This window comes from Micromonospora sp. WMMD987 (assembly GCF_029581435.1).
In the GTDB taxonomy this organism is placed as follows: domain Bacteria; phylum Actinomycetota; class Actinomycetes; order Mycobacteriales; family Micromonosporaceae; genus Micromonospora; species Micromonospora rifamycinica.
In genome coordinates, this window is the sequence record NZ_CP120861.1 from 5859245 (window position 1) to 5882653 (window position 23409).

Annotated in this window: 18 protein-coding genes; 13 read left to right on the forward strand and 5 right to left on the reverse strand. The window is 70.9% G+C overall.

Translation table 11 applies throughout. From position 1 onward, the window contains the following. Positions 1–34 precede the first annotated feature (34 nt). The 7 genes from O7612_RS24800 to O7612_RS24830 all read left to right on the forward strand — a co-directional run bounded on the left by O7612_RS24800 (position 35) and on the right by O7612_RS24830 (position 12164). Complete coding sequence (locus tag O7612_RS24800; protein WP_282267782.1) at positions 35–3064, forward strand: lantibiotic dehydratase; 3030 nt, start codon at positions 35–37, stop codon at positions 3062–3064. Then, on the forward strand, positions 3061–4323 hold the full coding sequence (locus O7612_RS24805) for a lanthionine synthetase C family protein (RefSeq protein WP_282267783.1): 1263 nt from the start codon (positions 3061–3063) through the stop codon (positions 4321–4323). The genes O7612_RS24800 and O7612_RS24805 overlap by 4 nt, the downstream gene beginning before the upstream one ends. 12 nt (positions 4324–4335) lie before the next feature. Beyond that, entirely contained in the window at positions 4336–6420 is a 2085-nt protein-coding gene (fxlM, locus tag O7612_RS24810) for a methyltransferase, FxLD system (RefSeq protein WP_282267784.1), read from the forward strand. A 128-nt stretch (positions 6421–6548) separates the two neighbouring features. Beyond that, complete coding sequence (locus tag O7612_RS24815; RefSeq protein WP_282267785.1) at positions 6549–7673, forward strand: hypothetical protein; 1125 nt, start codon at positions 6549–6551, stop codon at positions 7671–7673. A 1647-nt stretch (positions 7674–9320) separates the two neighbouring features. Next, positions 9321–9446 (forward strand): hypothetical protein, encoded by a 126-nt coding sequence (locus O7612_RS24820; protein WP_282267787.1) that lies wholly within the window; start codon positions 9321–9323, stop codon positions 9444–9446. A gap of 337 nt (positions 9447–9783) precedes the next feature. Beyond that, entirely contained in the window at positions 9784–10260 is a 477-nt protein-coding gene (locus tag O7612_RS24825) for a hypothetical protein (protein WP_282267789.1), read from the forward strand. Next, a complete protein-coding gene (locus tag O7612_RS24830) occupies positions 10257–12164 on the forward strand; it encodes a recombinase family protein (protein WP_282267790.1) in 1908 nt (635 codons plus the stop codon). Before O7612_RS24825 ends, O7612_RS24830 begins: the two co-directional genes overlap by 4 nt. Before the next feature lie 157 nt (positions 12165–12321). Here the strand turns inward: O7612_RS24830 and ligD are convergent, their stop codons facing one another. Beyond that, positions 12322–13284: a non-homologous end-joining DNA ligase gene (gene ligD, locus O7612_RS24835; RefSeq protein ID WP_282267791.1), complete on the reverse strand. Its 963-nt coding sequence runs from the start codon at positions 13282–13284 to the stop codon at positions 12322–12324. A gap of 256 nt (positions 13285–13540) precedes the next feature. Between ligD and O7612_RS24840 the strand changes: the two genes are divergently transcribed. From O7612_RS24840 to O7612_RS24850, 3 genes are all read left to right on the forward strand, one after another. Then, positions 13541–13927 (forward strand): helix-turn-helix domain-containing protein, encoded by a 387-nt coding sequence (locus O7612_RS24840; protein WP_282274044.1) that lies wholly within the window; start codon positions 13541–13543, stop codon positions 13925–13927. A gap of 158 nt (positions 13928–14085) precedes the next feature. After that, on the forward strand, positions 14086–14673 hold the full coding sequence (locus O7612_RS24845) for a TetR/AcrR family transcriptional regulator (RefSeq protein ID WP_282267793.1): 588 nt from the start codon (positions 14086–14088) through the stop codon (positions 14671–14673). A 13-nt stretch (positions 14674–14686) separates the two neighbouring features. Then, a complete protein-coding gene (locus O7612_RS24850; protein WP_282267794.1) occupies positions 14687–16903 on the forward strand; it encodes an MMPL family transporter in 2217 nt (738 codons plus the stop codon). A gap of 143 nt (positions 16904–17046) precedes the next feature. Here the strand turns inward: O7612_RS24850 and O7612_RS24855 are convergent, their stop codons facing one another. Continuing rightward, the gene (locus O7612_RS24855; protein ID WP_282267796.1) at positions 17047–18303 is read right to left on the reverse strand and encodes an erythromycin esterase family protein; all 1257 of its coding nucleotides are present in this window, start codon (positions 18301–18303) and stop codon (positions 17047–17049) included. A gap of 214 nt (positions 18304–18517) precedes the next feature. On the opposite strand from O7612_RS24855, the gene O7612_RS24860 reads away from it, so the two are divergent. Continuing rightward, a complete protein-coding gene (locus O7612_RS24860) occupies positions 18518–18709 on the forward strand; it encodes a DUF2795 domain-containing protein (protein WP_282267798.1) in 192 nt (63 codons plus the stop codon). Between the two features lie 69 nt (positions 18710–18778). Here O7612_RS24860 and O7612_RS24865 read toward each other — a convergent pair whose 3' ends face one another. Continuing rightward, on the reverse strand, positions 18779–19678 hold the full coding sequence (locus O7612_RS24865; RefSeq protein ID WP_282267800.1) for a Gfo/Idh/MocA family oxidoreductase: 900 nt from the start codon (positions 19676–19678) through the stop codon (positions 18779–18781). A gap of 235 nt (positions 19679–19913) precedes the next feature. Between O7612_RS24865 and O7612_RS24870 the strand changes: the two genes are divergently transcribed. Further along, positions 19914–20309 carry a hypothetical protein gene (locus O7612_RS24870; protein WP_282267802.1) on the forward strand — a complete coding sequence of 132 codons (396 nt, stop codon included), beginning with the start codon at positions 19914–19916 and terminating at the stop codon, positions 20307–20309. Continuing rightward, positions 20302–20727 carry a hypothetical protein gene (locus tag O7612_RS24875; protein WP_282267804.1) on the forward strand — a complete coding sequence of 142 codons (426 nt, stop codon included), beginning with the start codon at positions 20302–20304 and terminating at the stop codon, positions 20725–20727. The genes O7612_RS24870 and O7612_RS24875 overlap by 8 nt, the downstream gene beginning before the upstream one ends. A 33-nt stretch (positions 20728–20760) precedes the next feature. Here the strand turns inward: O7612_RS24875 and fabG are convergent, their stop codons facing one another. Together fabG and O7612_RS24885 are read right to left on the reverse strand one after the other, a co-directional pair. Beyond that, a complete protein-coding gene (fabG, locus tag O7612_RS24880) occupies positions 20761–21519 on the reverse strand; it encodes a 3-oxoacyl-ACP reductase FabG (protein WP_282267806.1) in 759 nt (252 codons plus the stop codon). A 124-nt stretch (positions 21520–21643) separates the two neighbouring features. Next, the gene (locus tag O7612_RS24885; protein ID WP_282267808.1) at positions 21644–23296 is read right to left on the reverse strand and encodes an alpha-amylase family protein; all 1653 of its coding nucleotides are present in this window, start codon (positions 23294–23296) and stop codon (positions 21644–21646) included. Between the last annotated feature and the right edge of the window lie 113 nt (positions 23297–23409).

The window sequence follows — 23409 nt, forward strand, 5'->3', positions numbered from 1 at the left end:
GCAGGCACGCCTCGCGACGGAAGGAGAGCGACTCATGTTTCGGTCGGTCGATGCCGCGACGATCCGCATTGCCGCTCACTCATGGCCCGGCGGCCCGGCGCCTTGGCCGGACCGGAGTGATGCCTCCGGTATCGGGGACTGGTTGCAAGCAACGTGGCAGAAGGTCGGCCTGGCCGAGGCTGTCTGGGCCGCCAGCCCTGAGTTCGCTGCTCGCGTGGAAGCGGTCCTCGCCACAGGAGGCGCTACTCCGGACCGAGGGTGGCGGATCGCGCTGGCGTTGGCGCGGTACTTGGTCCGTGCGCAGCGGCGTGCGACGCCCTTCGGGTTGTTCTCGGGCGTGGCGGCCCTGCGGTTCGACACGGTGGCTGCGGTGGTGCCGGCAGGGCGGCCGGCGATCCGGGTACGACCGGACGCAAGTTGGCTCGCGTCCCTGATTGCGCACCTTGAAGCTGAGCCCGACGTGCGCCGCCGTCTGCCCGTGCAGGCGAACAACCTGGCGCTGGTGAACGGGCCTCGGATAGTCGTGGCGCGCCGGCCGCACGCTTCTGCAAGTGCGGAGTCGACCTCGGTGAGGAACACCGCAGCGGTACGGCTGGCGGTGTCACTCGCCCGTACCCCAGTGCCGTGGGCTGAGCTGGTCGACACGGTCGCTGCTGCGTTTCCAGGCTTCCCACGCGCGTCCGCTGACACGATGATTTCCGGCCTCGTGGACCATGGCATGTTGATCTCCGCTCTCCGGCCACCATCGACGTGCACAGACTCGATCAGGTATGTCCTGGACACCCTCGATGCGATGTTCGACGGTGATCCTGAGGGACAGCGAGCCCTTCGGGCCGAACTGCGCTCGCTGCATGGTCGTCTCGGTGGTACCAGCGCAGGGAGCGCGACGTACCTTCGTGGGCTCGCCGACCACATGCGCAGCAGGGCACCAGCTACCCAGCCGCTCGCGGTGGATCTTCAGCTCGCGGATCAGGTCGGCCTGCCGGAGCAGGTCGCCGTCGAGATCGCCGCATCGGTGGAGGTGTTACGGCGGCTGACGCCAGATCCGGCGGGGCGGCCGGAGTGGCGTGCGTACCGGGCCCGGTTCGTCGACCGCTATGGGATGACGGCGGTGGTGCCGCTCGCTCGGCTGGTAGATCCGCTCGTCGGGTTGGGCTTCCCCGAGCACTTCGGCGCTGTGGCCGACGCGCCTGCGGCTCTGCTGTCCGGTCGTGACGAGCGTCTGCTCGCGATGGCTCAGCAGGCGTTGATCGACGGTGTTGGTGAGGTGGTTCTCGATGACGCGGCCGTCGAATGGCTTGCCGGCACTGACCGGGTCACCGGGCCTGTCAGCCCTCACGTCGACGTTTCGGCAGAGGTCCGCGCGGTTTCGCTGGAGGCGCTGACACAGGGACGGTTCACTGTCGCGCTGACCGGCATGGGCCGCTCGGCGATGGCGACGAGCGGGCGTTTCCTCGACGGGCTGCCCTACGCCGACCGGGAGTTGATGTGCCGGGAGTTCGCACATCTTCCTGTCGCGGTGGACGGGGCCATTCCGGCGCAGCTGAGCTTCCCGCCGCGCAAGCTACACACCCAGAACGTGCTCAACTCCCGGCAGGTACTCCCGTGGCTGATCAGCCTCGCCGAGCACCGGCCCATGGCCGAGAACGTAATTAGCCTTGACGACCTCGGTGTGACCGCCGGCCGCGATCGGCTGGTGCTGGTGTCGATGTCCCTGCGGCGGGTGGTGGAGCCGACAGTGGCGCATGCCGCCGCCGTACACACGATGCCGCTGCTCGGCCGGTTTCTCCTGGAGCTGCCGCGAGCCACGGACGCCCGGCTGAAACCCTTCGACTGGGGTGCGGCCTCCTGCTTGCCGTTCCGACCCGCGCTGAGACACGGCCGCGTCCTCCTGACGGCGGCCAGGTGGCGCGTCGATCCGACGGCCCTGCCCGGTGCGGACGCAAGCGATGACGAATGGTTGACGGCTTGGGAGGCGCTGCGGAAGAGGCTGCGGCTGCCGGCATGGGTCCAGGTCGGCAACGGTGACCAGAGGCTTCGGCTCCACCTCGATCAGGCCATGGACCGTGCCCTGCTCCGCGCCCACCTGGACGCCAGCGCCGGACCGGTAACCGTGGTGGACGCGGCGAGCCCGGAGGACTTCGGTTGGCTCTCCGGCCGCGCCCACGAGATCGTCGTGCCCGTCGCCTCGACGGCTGCGCCCGCTGCCGCGCCGGCTGCGATTACCGCGCGAGGCGCATGGCCGCCACCCGCTCCCCCCGAGCCGGTCATACCGGGTGCCAGTGGCCTGCTGTCCGCTTCGGTGGTCGTCGAGCCTTCGACAATGGAGCTGGTTGTGATGCGAGGGCTGCCAGCGCTGTTCGCCGACTGGCCCGAGCCGCCGCTGTGGTGGTTCGTCCGCATGCGACACCCCACCCCGCAGCTTCGACTACGACTGCACACCGATGACTACGGCGACGCGGCGGTACGGGTCGGGCGGTGGGTCGCCGGGCTCCGACAGCAGCGCCTTGCCGGCGACTGGAGCCTGGACACCTACCATCCCGAGTCCGGTCGCTACGGCTGCGGCACCGCGCTGGCAGCAGCCGAGAAGTTGTTTGCCGCCGACTCCACCGCAGCCCTGGCACAGCTGGTAGCGCAGCGCGCGTCTGGAATCGATCGGCAGGCACTGACCGCCCTGAGCATGGTCGACCTGGCCGCCTCGATGCTCGGCAGCCGCACCGACGCATGCGAGTGGCTGGTGGCGCGCCCCGAGCAGACCGGGCAGGCACCGGTCAACCGGGACGTGCTGCGCCAAGCGGTCACCCTCGACCCGGGCGAACTTCCCGAGACCATCCAGCATGCATGGCAGGAACGCTCCAGGCCCGCGACGCGGTACGCCGCCGAACTGTCCGCCGTCGTCGGCCCGCTCACCCCCGCCTCGGTGCTCGCGTCGCTGATACACCTGCACGTCGTTCGCGCTCTCGGTCCCGACGAAGACGCCGAGCAGCTCACGTATCGGTTGGCACGCCATGTCGCGCTGGCGGCGGTGCGTCGCCGGACTCGCGCCGTAGGAGCATCCCGATGACCAGAGCACCGCTGAGGACACCGTTGCTGCGGGCGGCCGAGGCGATGGCTGCGTGTATCACCGACACCCTGACCGAGCCGCCGCCCCCGGACTTCGCGGCGGACGACTACGGGCCACGCAGTACCCGCTGGTACGCCCAGTCGCTGTCCCGGGGTGCCGCCGGGGTGGCAATCCTGCACGGGGTGCGAGCGCAGACAGGACACGGCGGGTGGGAACCTGTCCATGCCTGGCTGCGACGCGCGACCGCTGACACGCTGAACAGCGGCAGCGGAGCCGGACTCTGGTTCGGCGCACCCGCTGTCACCCACGCGCTGACCATGGCCATGCCGCACTCCCGCCCGGCAGCCCTGGACGCGCTTGATCATGCCCTCGATGACCTGGTGGAACGCCGCCTGGCCGCTGCCACGGCCCGCCTCGCGGCGCGTGCCCGGCCCTCGCTGTCGGAGTTCGACCTCGTACGTGGGCTGACCGGCCTGGGAGCCCACCTGCTACGCCGAGCCCCGCACGGACCTCTGCTCCGGCGGGTGCTGGCGTACCTGGTCCAACTCACCGAGCCGGTGCACACCGACGACGCCGCAGGTCGACTCGCGCCGGGGTGGTGGAGCGCAGACCCCGCAGACCGCGAAGGTCTGGAGCCGGGCGGACATGCCAACGTCGGCATGGCGCACGGTATCGCCGGTCCATTGGCTCTCCTGGCTCTGGCGCTGCGGCAGGACATCTGGGTGCCGGGGCACGCGGAGGCGATCCGCCGGATCTGCACGTGGCTCGACTGTTGGCAGCAGACGAGCCCTGCGGGACCGTGGTGGCCGGAGAAGATCACCGTCGCGGAGTTGCACGCCGGGAAGCCCTCCATGAGCGGACCGGCGCGGCCGTCCTGGTGCTACGGCACCCCCGGACTCGCCCGCGCCCAGCAGTTGGCCGGGATCGCTCTCGACGACGCCGCCCGGCAAGAGGCGGCAGAAGAGGCCCTGATCCGTTGCCTGGCCGACCCCCTCCAACTCGGCCGGATCATCGATCCGTCGCTGTGTCACGGCTGGGCAGGGCTTGCCGCTACGGCTTGGTACGCCGCCGCCGACGCCCGCACCACCAGTCTGCAGAAACAGCTGCCTCAGATAGTGCGCCTGCTGATCCAGCACGCCACGGACACCACCCCGGCACGATCCGGCTTGATCACCGGCCCCGCCGGAATCGCCCTCACCCTGCATACCGTCGCGACCGGCAGCGACGTCCGCTGGGCCACCAGCCTACTGATCAACTAGACGAGGAGCGTCGTGGATCTCGATTCCGAACCCGACACCGAGCCACCCGCCGTGGCACCGGTAAGCCGCTGGCGGCAGACCAACCTGACCTTCTCGGACTGGCAGACCGCTGAGGATTTCGCCGCTACACGGCTCGCCCCTGAGCTCGCCGCTGCGGAAGACCACCGGGCGATCACCGCCTTCTGGTTCATTCGTAAGGGCGAGACGTGGCGGCTGCGGCTCCTGCCCGGCGACCGGCTCGCCCAGGTCTATGCCCTCCTCGCCGCCATCACTGACGACGACCGCATCCGCGGTGCCACCGAGCCCGTCTACCGGCCCGAGGCGTACGCCTTCGGCGGGGACCAGGCAATGACGATCGCCCACACCCTCTTCCACACGGACAGTCGCCACATCCTCGGCCATCTCGCCACCGCTGGCGGCACCCATCGGCGTGAACTCGGCGTCCTACTCGCCACCCGGCTCATGCGCGCCGCCGGACTGGAGTTTTCGGAGCAGGGCGACGTCTGGCGGCTCCTCGCCTCCCGCCGGCACCAGCCGAACGCCCCCACACCGAGCCCACGGCTCATCGCGGCGGTGCAGCGCCTGATCACCGCAGCCGACGACACGGCCGCAAGCCCACTGGCCGTCACCCCGCAATGGCCGAAAGCCCACGAGCAGGCAGGCGCGGACCTCAGCTTCCTCGACCGGCACGGCGCGCTAACCCGCGACCTACGCGAGGTGCTGACCCACCACCTCCTGTTCCTGTTCAACCGGCTCGGCATCTCCGCCGCTGACACCTGGCTACTCGCGACGGCGGCCGTGACCGTCACCTTCCACCACCCGTTCGACACCCCATCCGGCTATCAACCCGCCGCCAAGATCGACAGTAGGGTCAACGCAGTGAACACTTCCTTCACCGCACCGGGAACGTCGAGCGCCGCAACGCTGCGCGAACAGCTCGTCAGCACGCTCGAACAGCGCGGCCACATCCGCTCCGCCGCCGTGGCGCACGCATTCCGTACGGTCCCCCGCGAGCAGTTCCTCCCTGGTATCGACCTGGAGACTGTCTATACGCGCCGCCAGATCGTCACGAAACGAGACCCCAGCGGTGCGGCGTTGTCGTCAGCGTCGAGCCCCAGCCTCGTCGCTGACATGCTCGAACAACTCGCCCCACAACCCGGCCACCGCGTCCTGGAGATCGGCGCGGCCACCGGCATCAACGCCGCCCTGCTCGCCGAGCTGACCAGCCCCGGCGGCAAGATCGTCACCATCGAACTCGACCAGGACCTCGCCGACGGCGCCCGAGCCGGCCTCGACCGCACCGGCTACGACACCGTCGAGGTGATCTGCGGCGACGGAGCCCTCGGCGACCCCGACCACGCGCCCTACGACCGGATCATCGTCACCGCCGGCGCCTGGGACATTGCCGCCGCCTGGTGGGACCAACTCGCCGACCACGGCCGCATCGTCGTCCCCCTGCGCGTGCACGAGAGCGGCCTGACCCGATGCTTCGCCTTCGACCGCACCAGCCCCCACCAGCTCGTCAGCACCACGACGCCACTGGTCTGCGGATTCGTCCCCATGCGCGGCAGCACCGAACACACCGACCACCACGTACGCCTCGACACCGACGTCGTCCTCAAACTCGACGCCACCGACCAACCCGACCGCACCGCCCTCACCAACGCCCTGAGCCACCCCCGGCTCGAACGCTGGACCGGCATCCAGGTCAACGACACCGACCCCATCGGCCACCTCGACCTATGGCTTCTCGTGCACGCCAACAAGCCATTCGGCCGCCTCGGCGTCGGTGACACCACCCGCACCAACGGACTGGTCACCCCCGCCTACCGATGGGCCGGCGCCGCCATCTACCACGGCGGCACCATCGCCTACCTCGCCTTCCAAGACACCGGCGACGGCCACCACGAACTCGGCGCGATCGCCCACGGACCGAAGGCCAACGCGCTCGCCACCGACCTGACCAACCTGCTCGACCAATGGGACGCCGCAGGCCGCCCAAACCAGCCCACCGTCACCGCCCACCGCGCAGGAACCCGGCCCGCCGACCACGGCGACATCAGCCGATCCGACACCACCCTCAGGATCTCCTTCTGACCGCATCCAGGCCGGGGCGGTGTCCTGTCCCGCCCAGGGACGAGCGCGGCTGAGTCTGAGCCGTCACGTACGACCTGAACGCACCTCGTTGCCCACATGCGGGCCCTTCCGCAGCAGATGAGGACACCATGACTCCGTCTCTTGCCGCCACCATCGCGGCCCGCTTCCCTCTCGTCGCCCGCAAACGACCGCCCGCCAAACCACTGGACGCTCGGGTCGACCGGCTTGTCAGGCTCGCCGAGACCGCACACTGCGAGAGCGATCCGGACAAGGCGTCCATGGTGTTCAACGGGGCGGCCCTCGTCGCCTCCGACTGCGGAGACGCCAATCTTGCCCGCGCCTGGTGCCGCCGCCACGCGAGCCTCTACTTCAACCAGGCCCCGCTGAACGGCTACGCGGCCCGCTTCGCTCTCGAACCAGTCGTCAACCTCGCTCGCCTGCGCATTCGGGACGGCGACGGCGACGGCGCGTACCGCCTACTCACCCACCTGTACTCGGCCATCGTCGGCGGCACTCTCGCTTTTCTGGACGGCCTGGAGATACATCCTCGACAGCTTCCCGCCGATCCCGAAGAGCTCAACCAGATCATCAGTTGGCTGCGCGGCACCCTGCTCTCCGACGGAACCCGCGCCCTCACCCTTGCGGGACGGTGGGACGACGCTGTGACCCATGTACGCCAATACGACGGGATCGGACCGACACTCGTTGATGGGCGACAGGTCGCGGTCGTCGCCCATCTCCTGCAAGACGAAGGGCCGTCAGCAGCGGCTCTCCTCGCGGCCACCGAGATCGAGGCGCCGTGGGAGCAAGCGGTGCATGGGCTCCTCAAGACCTGGCGGGAGTTGGCCGTGGGGGCGGTCGCCGTCGACCACGCTGACCTCATCGATCGAGTGTCAGCCGTACCGCGAGCTCCCGGGCTCGCAGTGTTCCGCGTTCGCCTCGGGCTGGCAGCCCTGGACCTCTCGGTGGGCTTGCCAACCGATGTCGTAGATGGCCTGATCAAACAGCTGGTGGCAGATGTTGTTCATGACGAGGACGCGAACGCGGCGCGCGACCTCATCAATCACTCCGCTGTCGCGGCCGAACACCAAGGGACGCTCCGCCCGTTGATGAAGGCGAGCGGGTTAGACCAGGGCTATCTGCCAGCTTCGGCGATTGATCCACTTTCCGTAGCGCTCGACCTGGCCGGAACCGTAATAGCTAGGCGACGTGATCGAGATCGGGGAGCAGGACTACATGCACGGACGCAGTGATCTGACTCCACGAGTCACCCGCGTCGGTGACCAGATTCGGTGGCACGGCCACGGCTCGTCGAACGAGAAAGGTCTGGCGCTACGGGTAGACGGCACGCCGCTCGGCCAAAGCCCGCGACCGGCACTCGTTCGGATACGCGCCTTGCGCGTCACGCCATCGTCGAGGCCGTGGTGAGCACGACCTATCTGGCCAACGTGGCACTCGAAGAGGTCGAAAGAGCCCAGGCGGAACTTGAACGCCACCTGACGGTCCGACCGTCCGGAGAGTGTGTGACGTGCGGTGAGGTCGAGCCGTGCTCCGGACGCCAAGAGGCCAGCACCACGATCATCAAGTATGGACTTCTGCCGCGCCGTCGGCCGGGCGCTTCGGGGGTACGCCGCGCCACGTTAACCACGATGGGTGCTGCCCCGACTTCGTGGTTCACGTCGGCGACCGACGGCGACGGTCACGAGCTGCCCGGGACGAGATCCGAGACATAGGCGCGCACAGGCATCCCGCAGTTCGGTCGCTGGAAGTGCGCCGAGCAGGGGACGTTCTCGGGGGGTGAGTCGGCCGAATTCGGCGGCCACGGCGGACGCCGCCAGGCGCGGCACTGCCGGTGGCAGATGTGCGGGTAGAAGGGATATTTCTTATCAGTCGGTTCCGGTCCACCGGCCCTCCTCACCCCCGTTGACGTGCTTGTACGACGTACTGAAGGGGGCGTCCTCACCCGGCTGTTCGTGGTCGTTGCGTTCCTCGTTGGATCACTCGTTAGACATCTCGTTAGAACCCTCACCCCTGAACAGCACGTGTTTCGCGGCCAATCAGCTCGACCGATGCAAGCTCAGCGGGCGCCGAGGATTCGGGCTTGGGCTTACCGCGGTCACCCCTCCATGGGACGAGCGCCGCTGCGAGGGGGTCGGTCGGACAGGGCGAGTAGGCGGCGGGGACGGAGGCCATCCGGCGCGGACGGCGGACGGGGACGGGGACGGCGGGGTCGCACTGGTTGGTGCGGACGGCCTCGCAGGACGAGGCGCGGAGACGGGGTCGCCGACCGCCCGGGACGGCGGACGGGGTTGGCGGACGGGTCGTGCCGACGCACCGCACCACATGGCGATCTCGTCCACAACCCGAGGCGGTCAGCCAGGTCGCGCGCTCAAGCAAAAGGTGATCTTGTTCAAGTGGGTGGAGATTCTATGCAACCTGTCACTGATCGTATCGGCGTTCCACGCCGCTTCCGTGCCGCCGGAAGTCGCCACCTCACGAGCCTGACCTGTGTGTTCAACCCGTTGAGGATCTTGTTCAACCGGGCGCCGGCGGGCAATGCGAGTTGTTCGGCGCGGAGCGCGGTTTCCAATCCGAGGCCCGGATTTGTAATCCCTTAGTGTCAGCGCTCGTCGGCGGACGTGGCCCACACGCCCATGCCGAAGCCCAGCCCCACCACCCCCGGCGGCCGGCCCCAGCCGGCAACGGCCGGTTTGCTCCTCCCCCCTATCCACGTCCCTTGCACCCCCGATCCGGGAGTACCGGACGGGCGCGGACCGTCCGCCCGGGAAGCGGACGACGGCAGACATCGCGGGGTATCGACCCCGCCCGATCGCGGGTCTCCGGCTCGCGGTGACGAGCAGTCGGCAGAGAGCACGATCGCCCGCGGCGACGTGCCGGAGGTGCGGTTCGACGTCACCGTGCTCGATGGTGAGGCCGGTCGGCGGCTGGCCGTGCTGCAAGCCGAGGTGATCCTCGACGTGCTGACCTGGCTTCACGACCAGCGGCACCACGCCGAGCCCGCCTGACCGGTCGCCCTCCGGGCCACTCGGTGTGCCGTGGCCGGTGTTGCCCTCGGGGCGGTCTTGATCCCTTCACCGAGTTGAGCGGTGATCGACGCCCACGGGTCGACCGGCAGCACCAGCGGTCGGCCCGTGGCCCGCCCCGACGCCAACCAACCGCAGGAGGTACGCACGTCATGTACGCCACCGTCGGCCGCGACGACACCAGCAGCAGCGTCGTCTACGGCCCCCACGACACACCGGCCATCGCACCGAACGATGGGGCAGTCACCACCTGCCCACCGGGGGCCGCTGACCGCACTACCGGCACCCTGGCCGAGGCATGAACATCCACCGCACGAAAGTGCTCCAGCGTGTGGCGTTCTACGGCTGGACCGCCGAGGCCAGCGACCTCGACACGGCAGCCCGCGTGGTCGGCGGTCAGTACCAGCAGTGCGTCTCGGTGCTGCCCTACGGCGCGATCACGGCGGTGTTCTCCGACCTCGGTACCCGGCCTGACTACCGGCGGGCACCCGCCACCCTCACCGTCGACCACGAGCGGGAGATCAGCCGTGACGGTGGTCTGGATGCCCTGCTCACCGAGGCGAACCGGCCAGAACGCCGGTTCGACTTCGTGATCAGCACCGACGTCCACCCCCTGTCCTGCGACACGGCGACGAGGACCGCGCTGCTACGTGCGTTCGCGGTCGCCGGCATCGAGTTCCTCCACGCCCCCGAGATCCGCGACGGTGACCGGCTGCCGGTCATGCCCTGGCGGCTGCGGAGCGTCGCCTACATCAACGTGCTGACCCAACTCATCCGCGACGGAGGCCACCTGTGACGAGCACCCTGCCCGAATGGCTCCGCCCACCCGCCACCACAGCCCCGAAGCGGACGATCCGGGTCGCGTTCCTCGGACGTACCTCGACCGAGGAGCAGCAGGATCCCACGCTGTCGATCCCCCGGCAGTTGACCAACTCCGAACGGGCTCTGCTGCCCAACATGGTCATCGTGGCGTGGTTCTGGGACGTGGAATCCTCCCGCAAGGAACTCAGCCAGCGCGGCCGGGGCACCGCGTGGCAGAAGTTCGACATCGCCGTGCAACGAGACGGCGGCCTCGCCGACATGCTCGACGAGGCCACCTCGCCGGATCGCCGCTTCGATGTCGTCATCTGCGAGTCGATCGACCGCATCGCCCGCTGGACCCACCAGGGCACCAAGATCGAGCACGACCTTGAACTCGCCGGGGTGCCACTGCTGGCCGCCGACGAGCCGGTCATGCAGTCGAACAGCCGTAAACGGGCCGCCCAGATCCTCCTGCGCCGCACCAAGCAGGGCGTCGCCGAGTGGTACATGATCGAGATGCTGGAGAAGTCGTGGGACGGCTTCGAGGAACACACCACCCAGGGCTGGAACGTCGGCAAGCCCCCGTACGGCTACCTCGCCGAGAAGCACAAACACCCGGTCCCCGCCAAGCGGGCAGAGGGCAAGCACAAGACCAAGCTGAAGATCGACCCCGACCGAGGGCCGGTGGTCGAGCAGATCTACGCCTGGCGCATCGACGAGAAGCTGTCCTACCGGGCCATCGCCGAACGACTCAACACCGACCTCGACCGCTACCCACCCCCACAACCTGTCGATCCCGCCCGCGCGGTCGGACGATGGACCGGCTCGGCGGTCCGCGAGATCCTCGTCAACCCCAAGTACACCGGCCACATGGTCTGGAACCGGCGCTCGACCAAAGACAAACTGCACCCCGGCAAGGTCAACCCCCGCGAGCAGTGGGTCGTCTCCGCCCAGCCCACCCACCCCGGCATCGTGTCTATCGAGACGTTCCTCGCCACCCAGAACGTGGGCCGATCCCGAGAACGCTCCCGCGCCGACGCCCACCACGGAACCCCCAACCGGCACCGACAGACCAAACGGGTCTACGCGCTGCGCTCCTACGTCTGGTGCGCTCCGTGCCAGCGACGCATGTTCGGCCGCACCGTCACCCAGTACACCTACTACTCCTGCCAACCCCGAGAGAGGGCCATCCCCGAGGGGCACCCGAGCATGATCTCCGTGACGGAGGAGGTGCTGCTCGACTTCACCAATCGGTTCTTCAACACCTACGTCCTCGGCCCCGACCGGGTGCAGCTCGCCACCCGCAGCCTGGACATCGCCGCCCAACAAGCCGCCGAGGAACAGCGGCGACAGATCGCAGTGCTGCGACGGACTCTGGACGACATCGCCGCTCGTCGCCGTCGCCTCCTGCGGGTCATCGAGGAGAACGACGACCCCGACGGCACCGTGTTCGCGGAAATCTCCGAACGCCGAGCCCAACTCGACCGTGACCGCGAGATCAAGACCGCTGAACTCGCCCACCTCGAAGAAGCCATGCCCACCGACCCCGGCAGCGCCGACATCCTCGCCGCCCTACCCGAGATGGAAGTCAAACTCGGCCTACTACCAACCGACCGTCTCCGCCGCCTCCTGGACGCCTTCGCCGTGCAGATCCACCACGACGTCCGCACCAACCAGGTCTCGTTCCGAGCCACCGTCAGCCAACACGCCGCCCCACACCTGGCCCGGCTAACCCGCGCCACGGCAGACGGCCCCCGCCCCGCCACCCACCACCACCACCACACCAGCACAAACAACGCTGCCCCCGCCGACGACGACGGCGGGGGCAACGACCATTTGCAGTTCTGTGACATGCCCCGCCGGGGGCACCACGGACGACCAGCACGAGAAGGCCGCTGACCAGGGGAAACCCGATCAGCGGCCTTCGTCGTACACACGCCGGGGCGTCCAGCCGCCGGCAGGACCCGCAGCGACCTTCGTCGCATACGCGGCCCCGGCGTCCAGCCGCCGGCCGGAGAGCAGGCGGCAGGACCGTCGACGGCCGGGCGGCGGGCCGTCAGTGGCCGGTCTCGCGGCGGGCCTTGGCGCGGCGTTTCCCCTCGTGCATCGCCTGCACCCGGGGCACCGGGATGGTGCGCCCCTCGGCCACCAGGTCGACCGGGAGCCGCTGCGGCGCGGGCATCGCCCCGGCCCACGGATCCCGGTCGCCGAGCAGCGCGGGGACGGCCCGTACGGTGAAGTCGCCGGGGGTGACGGCGTCGAGGTCGTCCCAGGCCACCGGGAACGACACCGGCAGCCCGGGGCGCAGCCGGGGGCTGTACGCGGCCACCACGGTCGCCCCGCCGGACCGGGTCGGGTCGACGAACACCCGTCCGCCCCGGTCCTCGCGGATGAACGCCGTGGTGGCGGATTCCGGATCGAGGCGTTCGGTGTGCACGGCGAGCGCCCGGGTGGCGGCGGCCACCTCCTCGGCGCTGGTGTCGGGGTGCACCGGGACGAAGATGTGCAGCCCCTTGACGCCGCTGGTCTTCACCGCGCCGACCAGCCCGACGTCGGCGAGTGCCCGGCGCACCGCCCCGGCGACCCGGGCCACCGCCGGGAAGGCGTCCCCCTCGGGCGGGTCGAGGTCGAGCACCAGATGGGTGGGCCGCTCCGGGTGGGTCGCGGTGACCAGCGCCGGGTGGTACTCGACGGCCCGCTGGTTGGCGAACCAGAGCAGGGTGCGCCGGTCGTCGCAGAGCGCGTACGACACCTGGCGGTGGGAGGTCTCGGCCCAGATCGCGGTACGGCGTACCCACTCCGGGGTGTACGTCGGCAGGTTCTTCTGCATGAACGGCTCCTGCCCGCGCAGCAGCCGGACCACCGACAGCGGCCGGTCGTGCAGGCCGGGCAGGATGCGGTCGCGCACGGCGTCCAGGTAGTCGACCAGATCCCGCTTGGTCACCTCGCCCCCGGCGAGCAGGGGCTGGTCCAGGTTGGTCAGGCCGACCCCGTCCCGCGTCTCCTGCGCCCCGCCCATCCGTCCACCCTCCCGGCCGCACCGACCCGGCGCAACCCCGACCCGGGCGACCCACGGATCCGTCGCCCCGACGTTCGTCTGTGACGATGGCACCGGCGGAAGGAGGGGCCTCGTGTCCCAGGAACACGGCGACGGCTGCGCCGACGCGGAGAACAGTGGCGACGGCCACGCCGACGCGGCAGACAACGGCGACGGCCACGCCGACGCGGCAGCCAGCGGCCACGGCCACGTGGAAGACGGTGCTGACGGATGCGCCGTGGAAGACGGTGGCGACGGCTGCGCCGTCGGTGGGCGGGAGACCGGCTGCACGCTGCGGGAGGCGCTGGACCGGGTGGGCGGCAAGTGGAGCATCGGCATCCTGCTGGCCGCCTCCCCGGGACCGGTCCGCTTCTCCGAGTTGGAGCGGCGGGTGGAGGGGATCAGCCGACGAATGCTCACCCTGACCCTGCGCAACCTGGAACGGGACGGGCTGCTGCACCGCCGGGCATATCCGACCGTGCCACCGAGGGTCGAGTACCGGGCGACCCCGATGGCGAGGGAGTTGTACGAGCCGCTGCTGGCGTTGACCGCCTGGGCGCAGCGGCACCGTTCGGCGATCAGCGAGGCGCGGGCCGCCTACGACCGCGCGCACGACCGGCCGTGAGGCCCGGCCGGGGCTCCGGGAGGACGGTGGTTCCCCGGAGCACGGTGTACGGCGCGGGCGGTCCACCCGGCCGCGAGGGCGGGCCTGTGGTGAACGCCACCCTCTTTCTCTGACCGATCGGTCAGTGTCTGACCGATCGGTCAGGCATGCTGGAGCGCATGATCCGACGCGCCCCCCGCACCCACGGCGAGATCCTCGCCGCGGCGGCCCGACGGTTCGCGGTGACCGGTTACAAGGGCACCTCGTTGCAGGACATCGCCCGCGAGGTGGGCTGTTCCAAGGCGGCGGTGCTCTACCACTTCGCCGGCAAGGAGACCCTGCTCGCCGAGCTGATGGCCGGGCCCATCTCGGCACTCTGCGAGCTGGACGAGCGGATCTCGGCGCTGTCCGGGGCGGCGGCGCAGCGGGCGGCGGCGGAGGGCTTCGTCGACCTCGCGGTGCGGTTCCGGGGCGAGATCACGCTGCTCCGCGGAGAGTTCCCGGAGCTGCTCGCCCAGCCCGCCTTCGCCCACATCCAGCGGATCTCGGAACGGCTGATCGAGGCGATGACCGGCCCCGACGGCGGGCAGGACGCGCGGGTCGCCGCGCTGGTGCTGCTCGCCGGCATCGCCGAGGGGTGCGGCGCGTTCGCCGACATCCCCGACGAGGAACTGCGTCCCGCCCTGCTGGCCGTCGCCCAGCGGGTGCTCGTGACTCCCGCACCGCCGCCACCACCGCCAACTCCCGACTACCAACACCAGGATTGAGGACAAGGATCTGATGGCGACCCTGCTGTACCGGCTAGGCCGGGCATCGTTGCGCCGCCGGCGACTCGTCGTCGCCGTCTGGCTCGTCGTACTCGTCGGCCTCGGCATCGCCGCCGCCACCCTGAAGGGACCGACGGCCAGCAACTTCACCATGCCCGGCACCGAGTCGCAGCAGGCGCTGGACCTGCTCGCCGAGCGGTTCCCGGCGGCCAGCGGCGCCACCGGCACCATCGCGGTGAAGGCTCCCGCGGACGGCCAGTTGACCACCCCCGAGGGACAGGCCGTGGTCAAGGAGGTCGTCCAGGAGGCGGCGACGCTGCCCGGGGTGGTCGGCGCGGTCGACCCGTACCGGTCCCAGGCGATCACCCCCAACGGCCGGTTCGCGCTGATCCAGGTGCAGTTCGCCACCGTCGGCGACGACGTCACCGCCGACCAGCGCGAGGCGTACGAGAAGGTCGGCGCGAAGGCCGAGGCGCAGGGCTGGCAGATCGCCCCCGGCGGTGAGGTCCTCAACGCCGAACCGGAGGTCGGCTCGACCGAGGCCCTGGGTGTGCTGGTCGCCGCGATCGTCCTGATCATCACCTTCGGCTCGCTGGTCGCCGCCGGGATGACCATGCTGAACGCGCTGATCGGCGTCGGGGTCGGGATGGCCGGCCTGTTCGCCCTCAGCGGCGCGGTGGAGCTGACCAGCACCGCGCCCATCCTGGCCCTGATGCTGGGCCTGGCGGTCGGCATCGACTACTCGCTGTTCATCACCTCCCGTCACCGGCAGCACCTGATCGAAGGGCTCAGCCCCGAGGAGGCGGTCGGCCGGGCCGTCGGCACCGCCGGTTCCGCCGTCGTCTTCGCCGGCGCCACCGTGGTCATCGCGCTCGCCGGACTCGCCGTCGTCGGCATCCCGTTCCTCACCGTGATGGGTCTCGCCGCCGCCGGCACGGTCAGCGTGGCGGTACTGGTGGCGATCACCCTGGCTCCGGCACTGCTCGGCTTCGCCGGCCGCCGGGTGCTCCCCCGCAAGCTGCGCAGAGCCGGGGAGGCGACCGCCACCGAGGCGACCGAGAGCACCGGGACGACCGGAGCCGCCGCCACGCCGGCCGCCGAGGACCGCTCCGGTTTCGGTTTCCGCTGGGCGCACTGGGTGACCCGGCTGCGCGTCCCGGTCATCCTGGTCGGCCTGCTCGGCCTGGGGCTGCTCGCCCTGCCGGCCCAGGACATGCGGATCGCCCTGCCGGACGCCAGCACCGCCCCGGTGGGCAGCCCGGCCCGGACCAGCGCCGACCTGATCCGGGAAGGATTCGGTCCGGGGTTCACCGGCCGGCTCGCCGTGGTGGTCACCTCGGATTCCCCGCAGGAGACCGCGACCGCGGTACCCCAGGTCACGGCGCTGGTCCAGCGGACCGAAGGGGTGTTGGCGGTGGCTCCGCCGCAGCTCGACCCGTCCGGGCGCACGGCGCTGATCGGGGTGATCCCGAAGAGCGGTCCGACCGACGCCGCCACCGAGACCCTGGTCCACGACATCCGGGACCGGGTGGGCTCGGTCGGTGACGCCGAGGTGCTGCTGACCGGGGTGACCGCGATCGGCATCGACGTGTCCGAGAAGCTCGCCGACGCGATGCCGGTCTACCTGCTGCTGGTGGTGGGCTTGTCAATCCTGCTGCTGATGCTGGTCTTCCGGTCGATCCTGGTGCCGGTGAAGGCGGCCCTGGGCTTCCTGCTCACCGTCGCCGCCACCTTCGGCATCACCGTCGCGGTGTTCCAGCAGGGCCACCTCGCCGGCCTGGTCGGCCTGGACAGCCCGGCCCCGCTGATCAGCTTCCTGCCGATCCTGCTGATCGGCATCCTGTTCGGTCTGGCCATGGACTACGAGGTCTTCCTGGTCTCCCGGATGCGGGAGGACTTCGTACACGGGGACACCGCCCGGCAGGCCACCATCAACGGGATGGGGCACGGTGCCCGGGTGGTCACCGCCGCCGCGCTGATCATGATGTCGGTCTTCGGCGGCTTCATCTTCCTCGACGACCCGGTGATCAAGTCGATGGGCTTCGCGCTGGCGGTCGGTGTCGCCATCGACGCCTTCGTGGTCCGGATGACCATCGTTCCCGCGGTGATGTCGCTGCTGAACACCCGGGCCTGGTGGCTCCCCCGCTGGCTGGACCGGGCGCTACCGAACGTCGACATCGAGGGTGAGGGCCTCCGCGCCCACCTCGACAAGCAGCCGGTCAACGTCTGACCCCCACCCGCCCCCCTGTCGATCATGGGGTTGTGGTGCCGGACAATGGTGGCAGAAAACCACCGACCGGGCACCACAACCCCATGATCCACCAGCAGGGTGGGGTCCGGCCAGCATGGTGGGGGGTTGGCGCGTGGGGTGGGTCAGAGGCCGGAGGGGTAGGTTTCCAGCTCGTTGACGGTGGTCGCGGCGGGGAGCGGGTGCAGGGCGGTGGAGTCGTCGCACCAGACGAAGGCGTCGTAGCGGTCGGCCAGCCGGGTGGGCACGTAGTTGCCCCAACGCTCGGCGGCCGGGTCGTAGACCACCCCGATCGCCCGGTGGTCGGCCACGCCGGTGAACCAGGCGGGTTGGTCGGCGCCCCCGAAGACGAGCACCGCCCGCTCCGGCAGCAGCCCGTGCAGCCGGTGTTCCACCGAACCCTCCAGGGCCGGCGGCACCGTCATCACCTCGGCCGGTGAGCCCCAGTGCGGGGCGGCGACCACCGTCCCCCGGTAGCCGCCGAGGCCGATCAGCGTCACCGCGTCCCGGCCCCACCGTTCCCGGACCAGCTGCCCGATGTTGACCATCCCGTCGCCGGCCATGTCGGTGGCGCGGGCGTCCCCGATGTGGGTGTTGTGCGCCCAGACGATCCCGCGTGCCGCCGGACCGTAGCGGTCCAGCAACCGGTCCAGGGTGTCCGCCATGTGGATGTCCCGCACGTTCCAGGAATCCGGTCCGCCGTGCACCATCGCCCGGTAGTACCGTTCCGCGCCGGCCACCACCTCCGCGTTCTGCCAGGCGGCGAAGGCCTCCGGGCCGTCCGAGACGACATGCGCCCGGGTACGCGCCAGCAGCCGGACCACCTCCTCCTCGCAGCGCGCCGAGACGAACCGGCTCGCCGCGCCGTACGCCTCGACCCGCCCGCCGTACGGCTCGAAGCACCGGTACGCGTCCTGCGCCGCCTCCATCGCGCCCGGGTCCTCCTCGCCGAGGTAGTCGAAGATCGCCTGCATGGACTCCCCGAGGCTGTAGACGTCCAGCCCGTGGAAGCCGGTCCGCTCCCCCTCGGGACGTTGCAGGTTCCACGCCCGCAGCCAGCGGCAGAACCGGTCCACCTCGGCGTTGGCCCACATCCAGGTCGGCCACCGGGTGAAACCCCCCAGGGCGGTACGCGGGTCCGGTGCGCCACCGGGTGCGCCGACCACCGACCGGTGCACCCGGTCACAGGCCGGCCAGTCCCCCTCCACCGCCACGAAGTCGAACCCCTGCTCGGCGATGAGCCGCCGGGTGAGCTGCTCGCGTAACCGGTAGTAGTCGTGGCTGCCGTGCGTCGCCTCACCGATCATGACCATGCGGGCGTCCCGGACCCGGTCCAGCAACGGGTCGAAGTCGCCCGGCGTACCGAGCCGCTGTACCAGCATGGGCGGGGCTACCCGGCGGCGTCGGCGGACAAACGCCGCCCGGCCCGGACCGTCCCGCCGCCCCGGACGATCCCGCCCCGCCGCCCGCCCCGGAGGTGCCGCCCCGAACCGCCGCCCCGAACCGGACGGTCCCGACCCCGATCCGGGGCCGCCCAGTCCCGTGCCGGTCGGTGTGGGCGGTGTGGCGGCGGCCGGAACGGGTAGCCGGACGGTCATGAGCGGCACCGGGATGCGGTTGCAGGAGTACCTGGCCGGCCTCGACTATCCGGTCTCCCGGGAGGACCTGGTCCGCTGGGGGCAGGAGAACGGCGCGAGCACCGACCTGCTCCAGCGGCTGCGTACCCTGCCGGTCGAACGGTTCGACGACCCGGCCGCGCTGCACGAGGCCCTCGGCACCCTGACCTGACCCACGGACTGCCCCTGCCTGCGGACGACCGGTGCCCGACGATCCGGCCGGCGGTCCCGGCGGGTCGGGTCAGACGTCGACGGTACGGGCCTCGGCGCGGGCGGTCTCCGCCGCCGCCAGGACGGCCACCACCTCCCGACCGAAACGGACGTCGCACCGGTGGTCCCGGGCGCCCGAGTCGACCTGCGCCAGCAGCTGGTCGACGGCCGTGCCGAAGGCGGTCAGCGCGCTGCCGTCGCCCGGTGGGACGGAGCTGGTGCCGTTCTCGCCGTAGAAGGTGTAGTCCCGGGTGACCGCCGCCGGTGGCGCGTCCAGGGTCAGCGACAGGGCGCTGGTCGCGCCGCCGTCGTGGGTGAGCAGCAGGTGCACCAGGCCCCGGGGGCCGTCCATGGCCGCCACCCGGGTGACCCGGCCGAGCACCGGCAGGACGATCGACAGCGCGTGCGGGCCGATGTCCCACAGCGCCCCCTGCTCCCGCCGCCAGGCGGAGCCGCCGTACGGGCTGCCGGGCTGGTAGATCGAGGCGAGCTGGACGGCCCGGGCGTGCTGCCAACCGCCGGCCGCGGCGGTGGCGGCGAGGAAGGCGTCGATGTTCGGCAGGAACCGCTGGGTGAAGAAGACCACCGAGGCCACCCCGGCGGCCTGCGCGGCGGCGACGACCCGGTCGGCGTCGGCGGTCCCGAGCGCCAGCGGCTTGTCCAGCAGCAGGTGCCGGCCGGCGGTGGCGGCCCGGACGGCGATCCCGGCCTGCACGTCCGGGGGCAGCGCCACGGCCACCGCGTCACAGGCGTCGATCAGCGCGTCGGCATCGTCGAACGCCGGTACGCCGAGCCGGGCGGCCAATGCGGCGGCCCGTTGCGGGTTGCGCCCCCAGACGCCGGCCAACGCGGCGCGTGGATGCGCGTCCAGCCCCGCGCCGTGCGTCTGCGCCGCCCAGTGACCGGTGCCGAACAGGCCGAACCGCAGCACGAGGAACCCCCGGTGTCGTCGTCGGCCACGGGAGCCCGTGGCCGACGCCCACGCTAGTCGCCCGCCCAGCGGGCCGCCGCGATGCACGCCGCACCACGGGCCGCAGCGATGCACGCCGCCCAGCGGGCCGCAGCCGACGCGCCGTACCGCAGGCCGCAGCCGACATGGCCGTCCGGGCGTGCCGTGGCGGTCAGTAGGCTGTGCCGGTGAACGACACACCCATCGGACGTCCGCGATGACCGGTGCGGCGTCGGCCGGTTCGCCGGTGGACGGCGTCCCCGCCACGGTGACGATCGTGCTGTCGCTCGTCCTCGCGTTGTGGGCTCTGGTGGCGGCGGTCCGGCACCGGCCGCCGGACCGGGTGCAGTCCGTCGGGCTGGGCCTGCTGGAGGTGGCGCTGCTGGCGCTGACCGTGCTGGCCCTGGTGGCCGTCGCCGGGGGCGAGCGGGCCGGCGAGCCGGGCGCGTTCTTCGGATACCTGGTGACGCTGGTCTGCCTGCCCCCACTGGCCTGGGTGCTGGCCCGGATGGAGCCGACCCGGTGGGGGTCGGCGATCGTCTGCGCGGTCTGCCTGGTCCTGCCGGTGGTCGTGGTCCGGCTGCAACAGACCTGGGAGGTCGCCGGTGGCTGACACCCGCGCGACGCACCGCGCCACCAACGCGGGACCGGGCCGGCTGCTGATCGCCGTCTACATCCTGTTCGCCATCGCCGCCACCTCCCGGGCCGGCCTCCAGATCGCCACGAAGTTCGACCAGGCGCCGGTGGCGTACCTGCTCTCGGCGGTGGCCGCGTTGATCTACATCGTGGCGGCGGTCGGGCTGGCCCGCGCCGGGCACGCCGGCCGCCGGGTCGCGCTGGCCTGCTGCTCGGTGGAGCTGGTGGGGGTGCTCGGCGTCGGGGTGCTCAGTCTGGTCGACCCCGGACTCTTCCCCGACGAGACGGTCTGGTCCGGCTTCGGCAGCGGGTACGGCTACATCCCGCTGCTGCTGCCGGTGCTGGGGCTGCTCTGGCTCTGGCGTACCCGCGCCGCCACCCGCCCCCACGCCTGAGGCCCCCGGGGCGACAGGCGACAGGCGTGCTGGTCAGTCCTTCGGCCCCCCGGCGACGTAGATGACCTGGCCGGAGACGAAGGACGCACCCTCGCTGGCCAGGAACGAGATGGTGTGCGCGACGTCCTCCGGGCGGCCGGGACGGCGGACCGGGATCTCGGCGGCGGCGTGCTTCTGGAGCGCCTCGAAGTCGACCTTCATCCGGGCCGCGGTGGCGGCGGTCATGTCGGTGACGATGAAGCCGGGGGCGACCGCGTTGACGGTGATCCCGAACGGCCCCAGCTCGATGGCGAGGGTCTTGGTGAAGCCCTGGAGGCCCGCCTTCGCCGCCGCGTAGTTGGCCTGGCCCCGGTTGCCCAGCGCGGAGGTGCTGGAGAGGTTGACGATCCGGCCGTACTTCTGCTCGACCATGTGCCGCTGGGCCGCCTGGCTGAACAGGAACGCGCCGCGCAGGTGCACCCCCAGCACGGTGTCCCAGTCGGCGTCGGTCATCTTGAACAGCAGGTTGTCCCGCAGCACCCCGGCGTTGTTGACCAGGACGGTCGGCTCGCCCAGTTCGCTGGCGACCCGCGCGACGGCGGCCTCCACCTGGGACCGGTCGGCGACGTCCGCGCCGACCCCGAGCGCCCGGCCACCGGCGGCGGTGATCGCGTCGACCGTCTGCCCGGTCGCCGACTCCTCGATGTCGACCACGGCGACCGCCATGCCGTCGGCGGCCAACCGCCGGGCGGTGGCCGCGCCGATGCCGCGCGCGGCTCCGGTCACGATGGCGACGCGGGGCTCCTCCGACACGATTACCTCCCGGTAACTTGTGGCTCGATCGGAGGAGCTTAACGCAACGGCGGCCCGGACGGACCCGTCGCCGGCCGGCGACGTTGCCGGCCGGCGACGGGTGCGGGCCGGCGACGGGGTGCGGTCAGTAGGTGGTGGACCGGCAGAGCCGGATCCAGCGGTAGCCGTGCCCACCCAGCTTCAGGCTGTCCAGCTTGCCCACGTCGCCGTAACCCCGGTCGCTGAGGACGTCGATCGGCAGGTCCGCCTCGGCGGCCAGGGTGCCCAGGTCCACCTCGACGTCCTCGGTGCCGAGGTTGTGCAGGAAGACCATGGTGCCGGTGGGGCCGTCGGCGCGGTGCGCGAGCACCCCGGCCGGCACCGGCACGTCGATGTGCGAGGTCGAGCCGGAGCCGATCTCCGGGGCCTCCCGCAACGTCCGGATCATCCGCTCGAACCAGGCCAGCAGCGACGTCGCGTCGCCCCGTTGGGCGGTGACGTTGACCTTCTGGTAGCCGAAGTCACCCTTGTCGATCACCGGGCGGACCAGCTTCTCCGGGTCGGCGGTCGAGAAGCCCGCGTTCTCCTTGTACGACCACTGCATCGGGGTACGGATAGCGTCCCGCCCGTCGAGCGCCAGGTTCTCGCCCATCCCGATCTCCTCGCCGTACCGCAGCACCGGGGTGCCGCGCAGCGAGAACTGGAGCGCGTACGCCAGCTCGATGTGCCGGCGGTCGTTGCCGAGCATCGGGGCGAGCCGACGCCGGATGCCCCGGCCGTAGAGCTGCATGTTCTCGTCCGGCCCGAACTTCGCCAGCACGTCGTTGCGCTGGTCGGCGGTGAGCCGGGACAGGTCGATCTCGTCGTGGTTGCGCAGGAAGGTGGCCCACTGGCCGCCGGTGGGCAGCTTCGGGGTGTCCCGCAGCGCGTCGATGATCGCCTCCGGGTCCTCCCGGGCCAGGGCGAGCATGAGCCGGCCGTTGAGCATGAAGTCGAAGAGCATGTGGATCCGGTTGCCCGAGCCGCTGCCGTCGCCGAAGTAGACCGGCAGCTGGTCCGGTTCGACGTTCGCCTCGGCGAGCAGCACCGCGTCGCCGCGCCGCCACTGGACGTGCTGGCGCAGGTCGGTGAGGAAGTCGAAGTCCTTGGGCGCGTTCGGGTTGCCCGGTTCGGTCTGCTCGATGATGAACGGCACGGCGTCCATCCGGAACCCGGAGACACCGAGCTGGAGCCAGAACGAGGTGATCTTCTTGATCTCGGCGCGGACCTTCGGGTTCTCGATGTTCAGGTCCGGCTGGAACTTGTAGAAGCGGTGGTAGTACCACGCCTTGGCGGTCCGGTCGTAGCTCCACGTCTCGTGCTGCTCGCCCGGGAAGACCATGCCCTGGTACCGGTCCGCCGGCTCGTGGTCGGCCCAGACGTACCAGTCGCGGTACGGCGAGTCGGGCGAGGAACGGGCGGACTGGAACCACGGGTGCTGGTCGGAGGTGTGGTTGACCACCAGGTCGATGATCACCCGGATGCCCCGGTTCTGGGCCTGGTGCAGCAGTTCGGCGAAGTCACCGAGGGTTCCCAGGCGCGGGTCGACATTGTAGAAGTCGGTCGCGTCGTAGCCGTCGTCCTGGTTGGGCGAGGGATGGATGGGGTTGAGCCAGAGGCAGGTCACCCCCAGCCGCGCCAGGTAGTCGAGCCGCCCGATCAGGCCCCGGAAGTCACCGATCCCGTCACCGTCGGAGTCCGCGTACGTGTCGACGTCGAGGCAGTAGACGACGGCCTCGGAATACCACCTGTCACCCATGCCGGCCTAATGTCTCCGATCCGTCGGCACCGCAAACGCGAGACCTCCTCCGCTGGCCGCACCGGACGGCCCGGGTCACCGCTCCCGCACCGGGCACCCGGTCACCGTCGTCC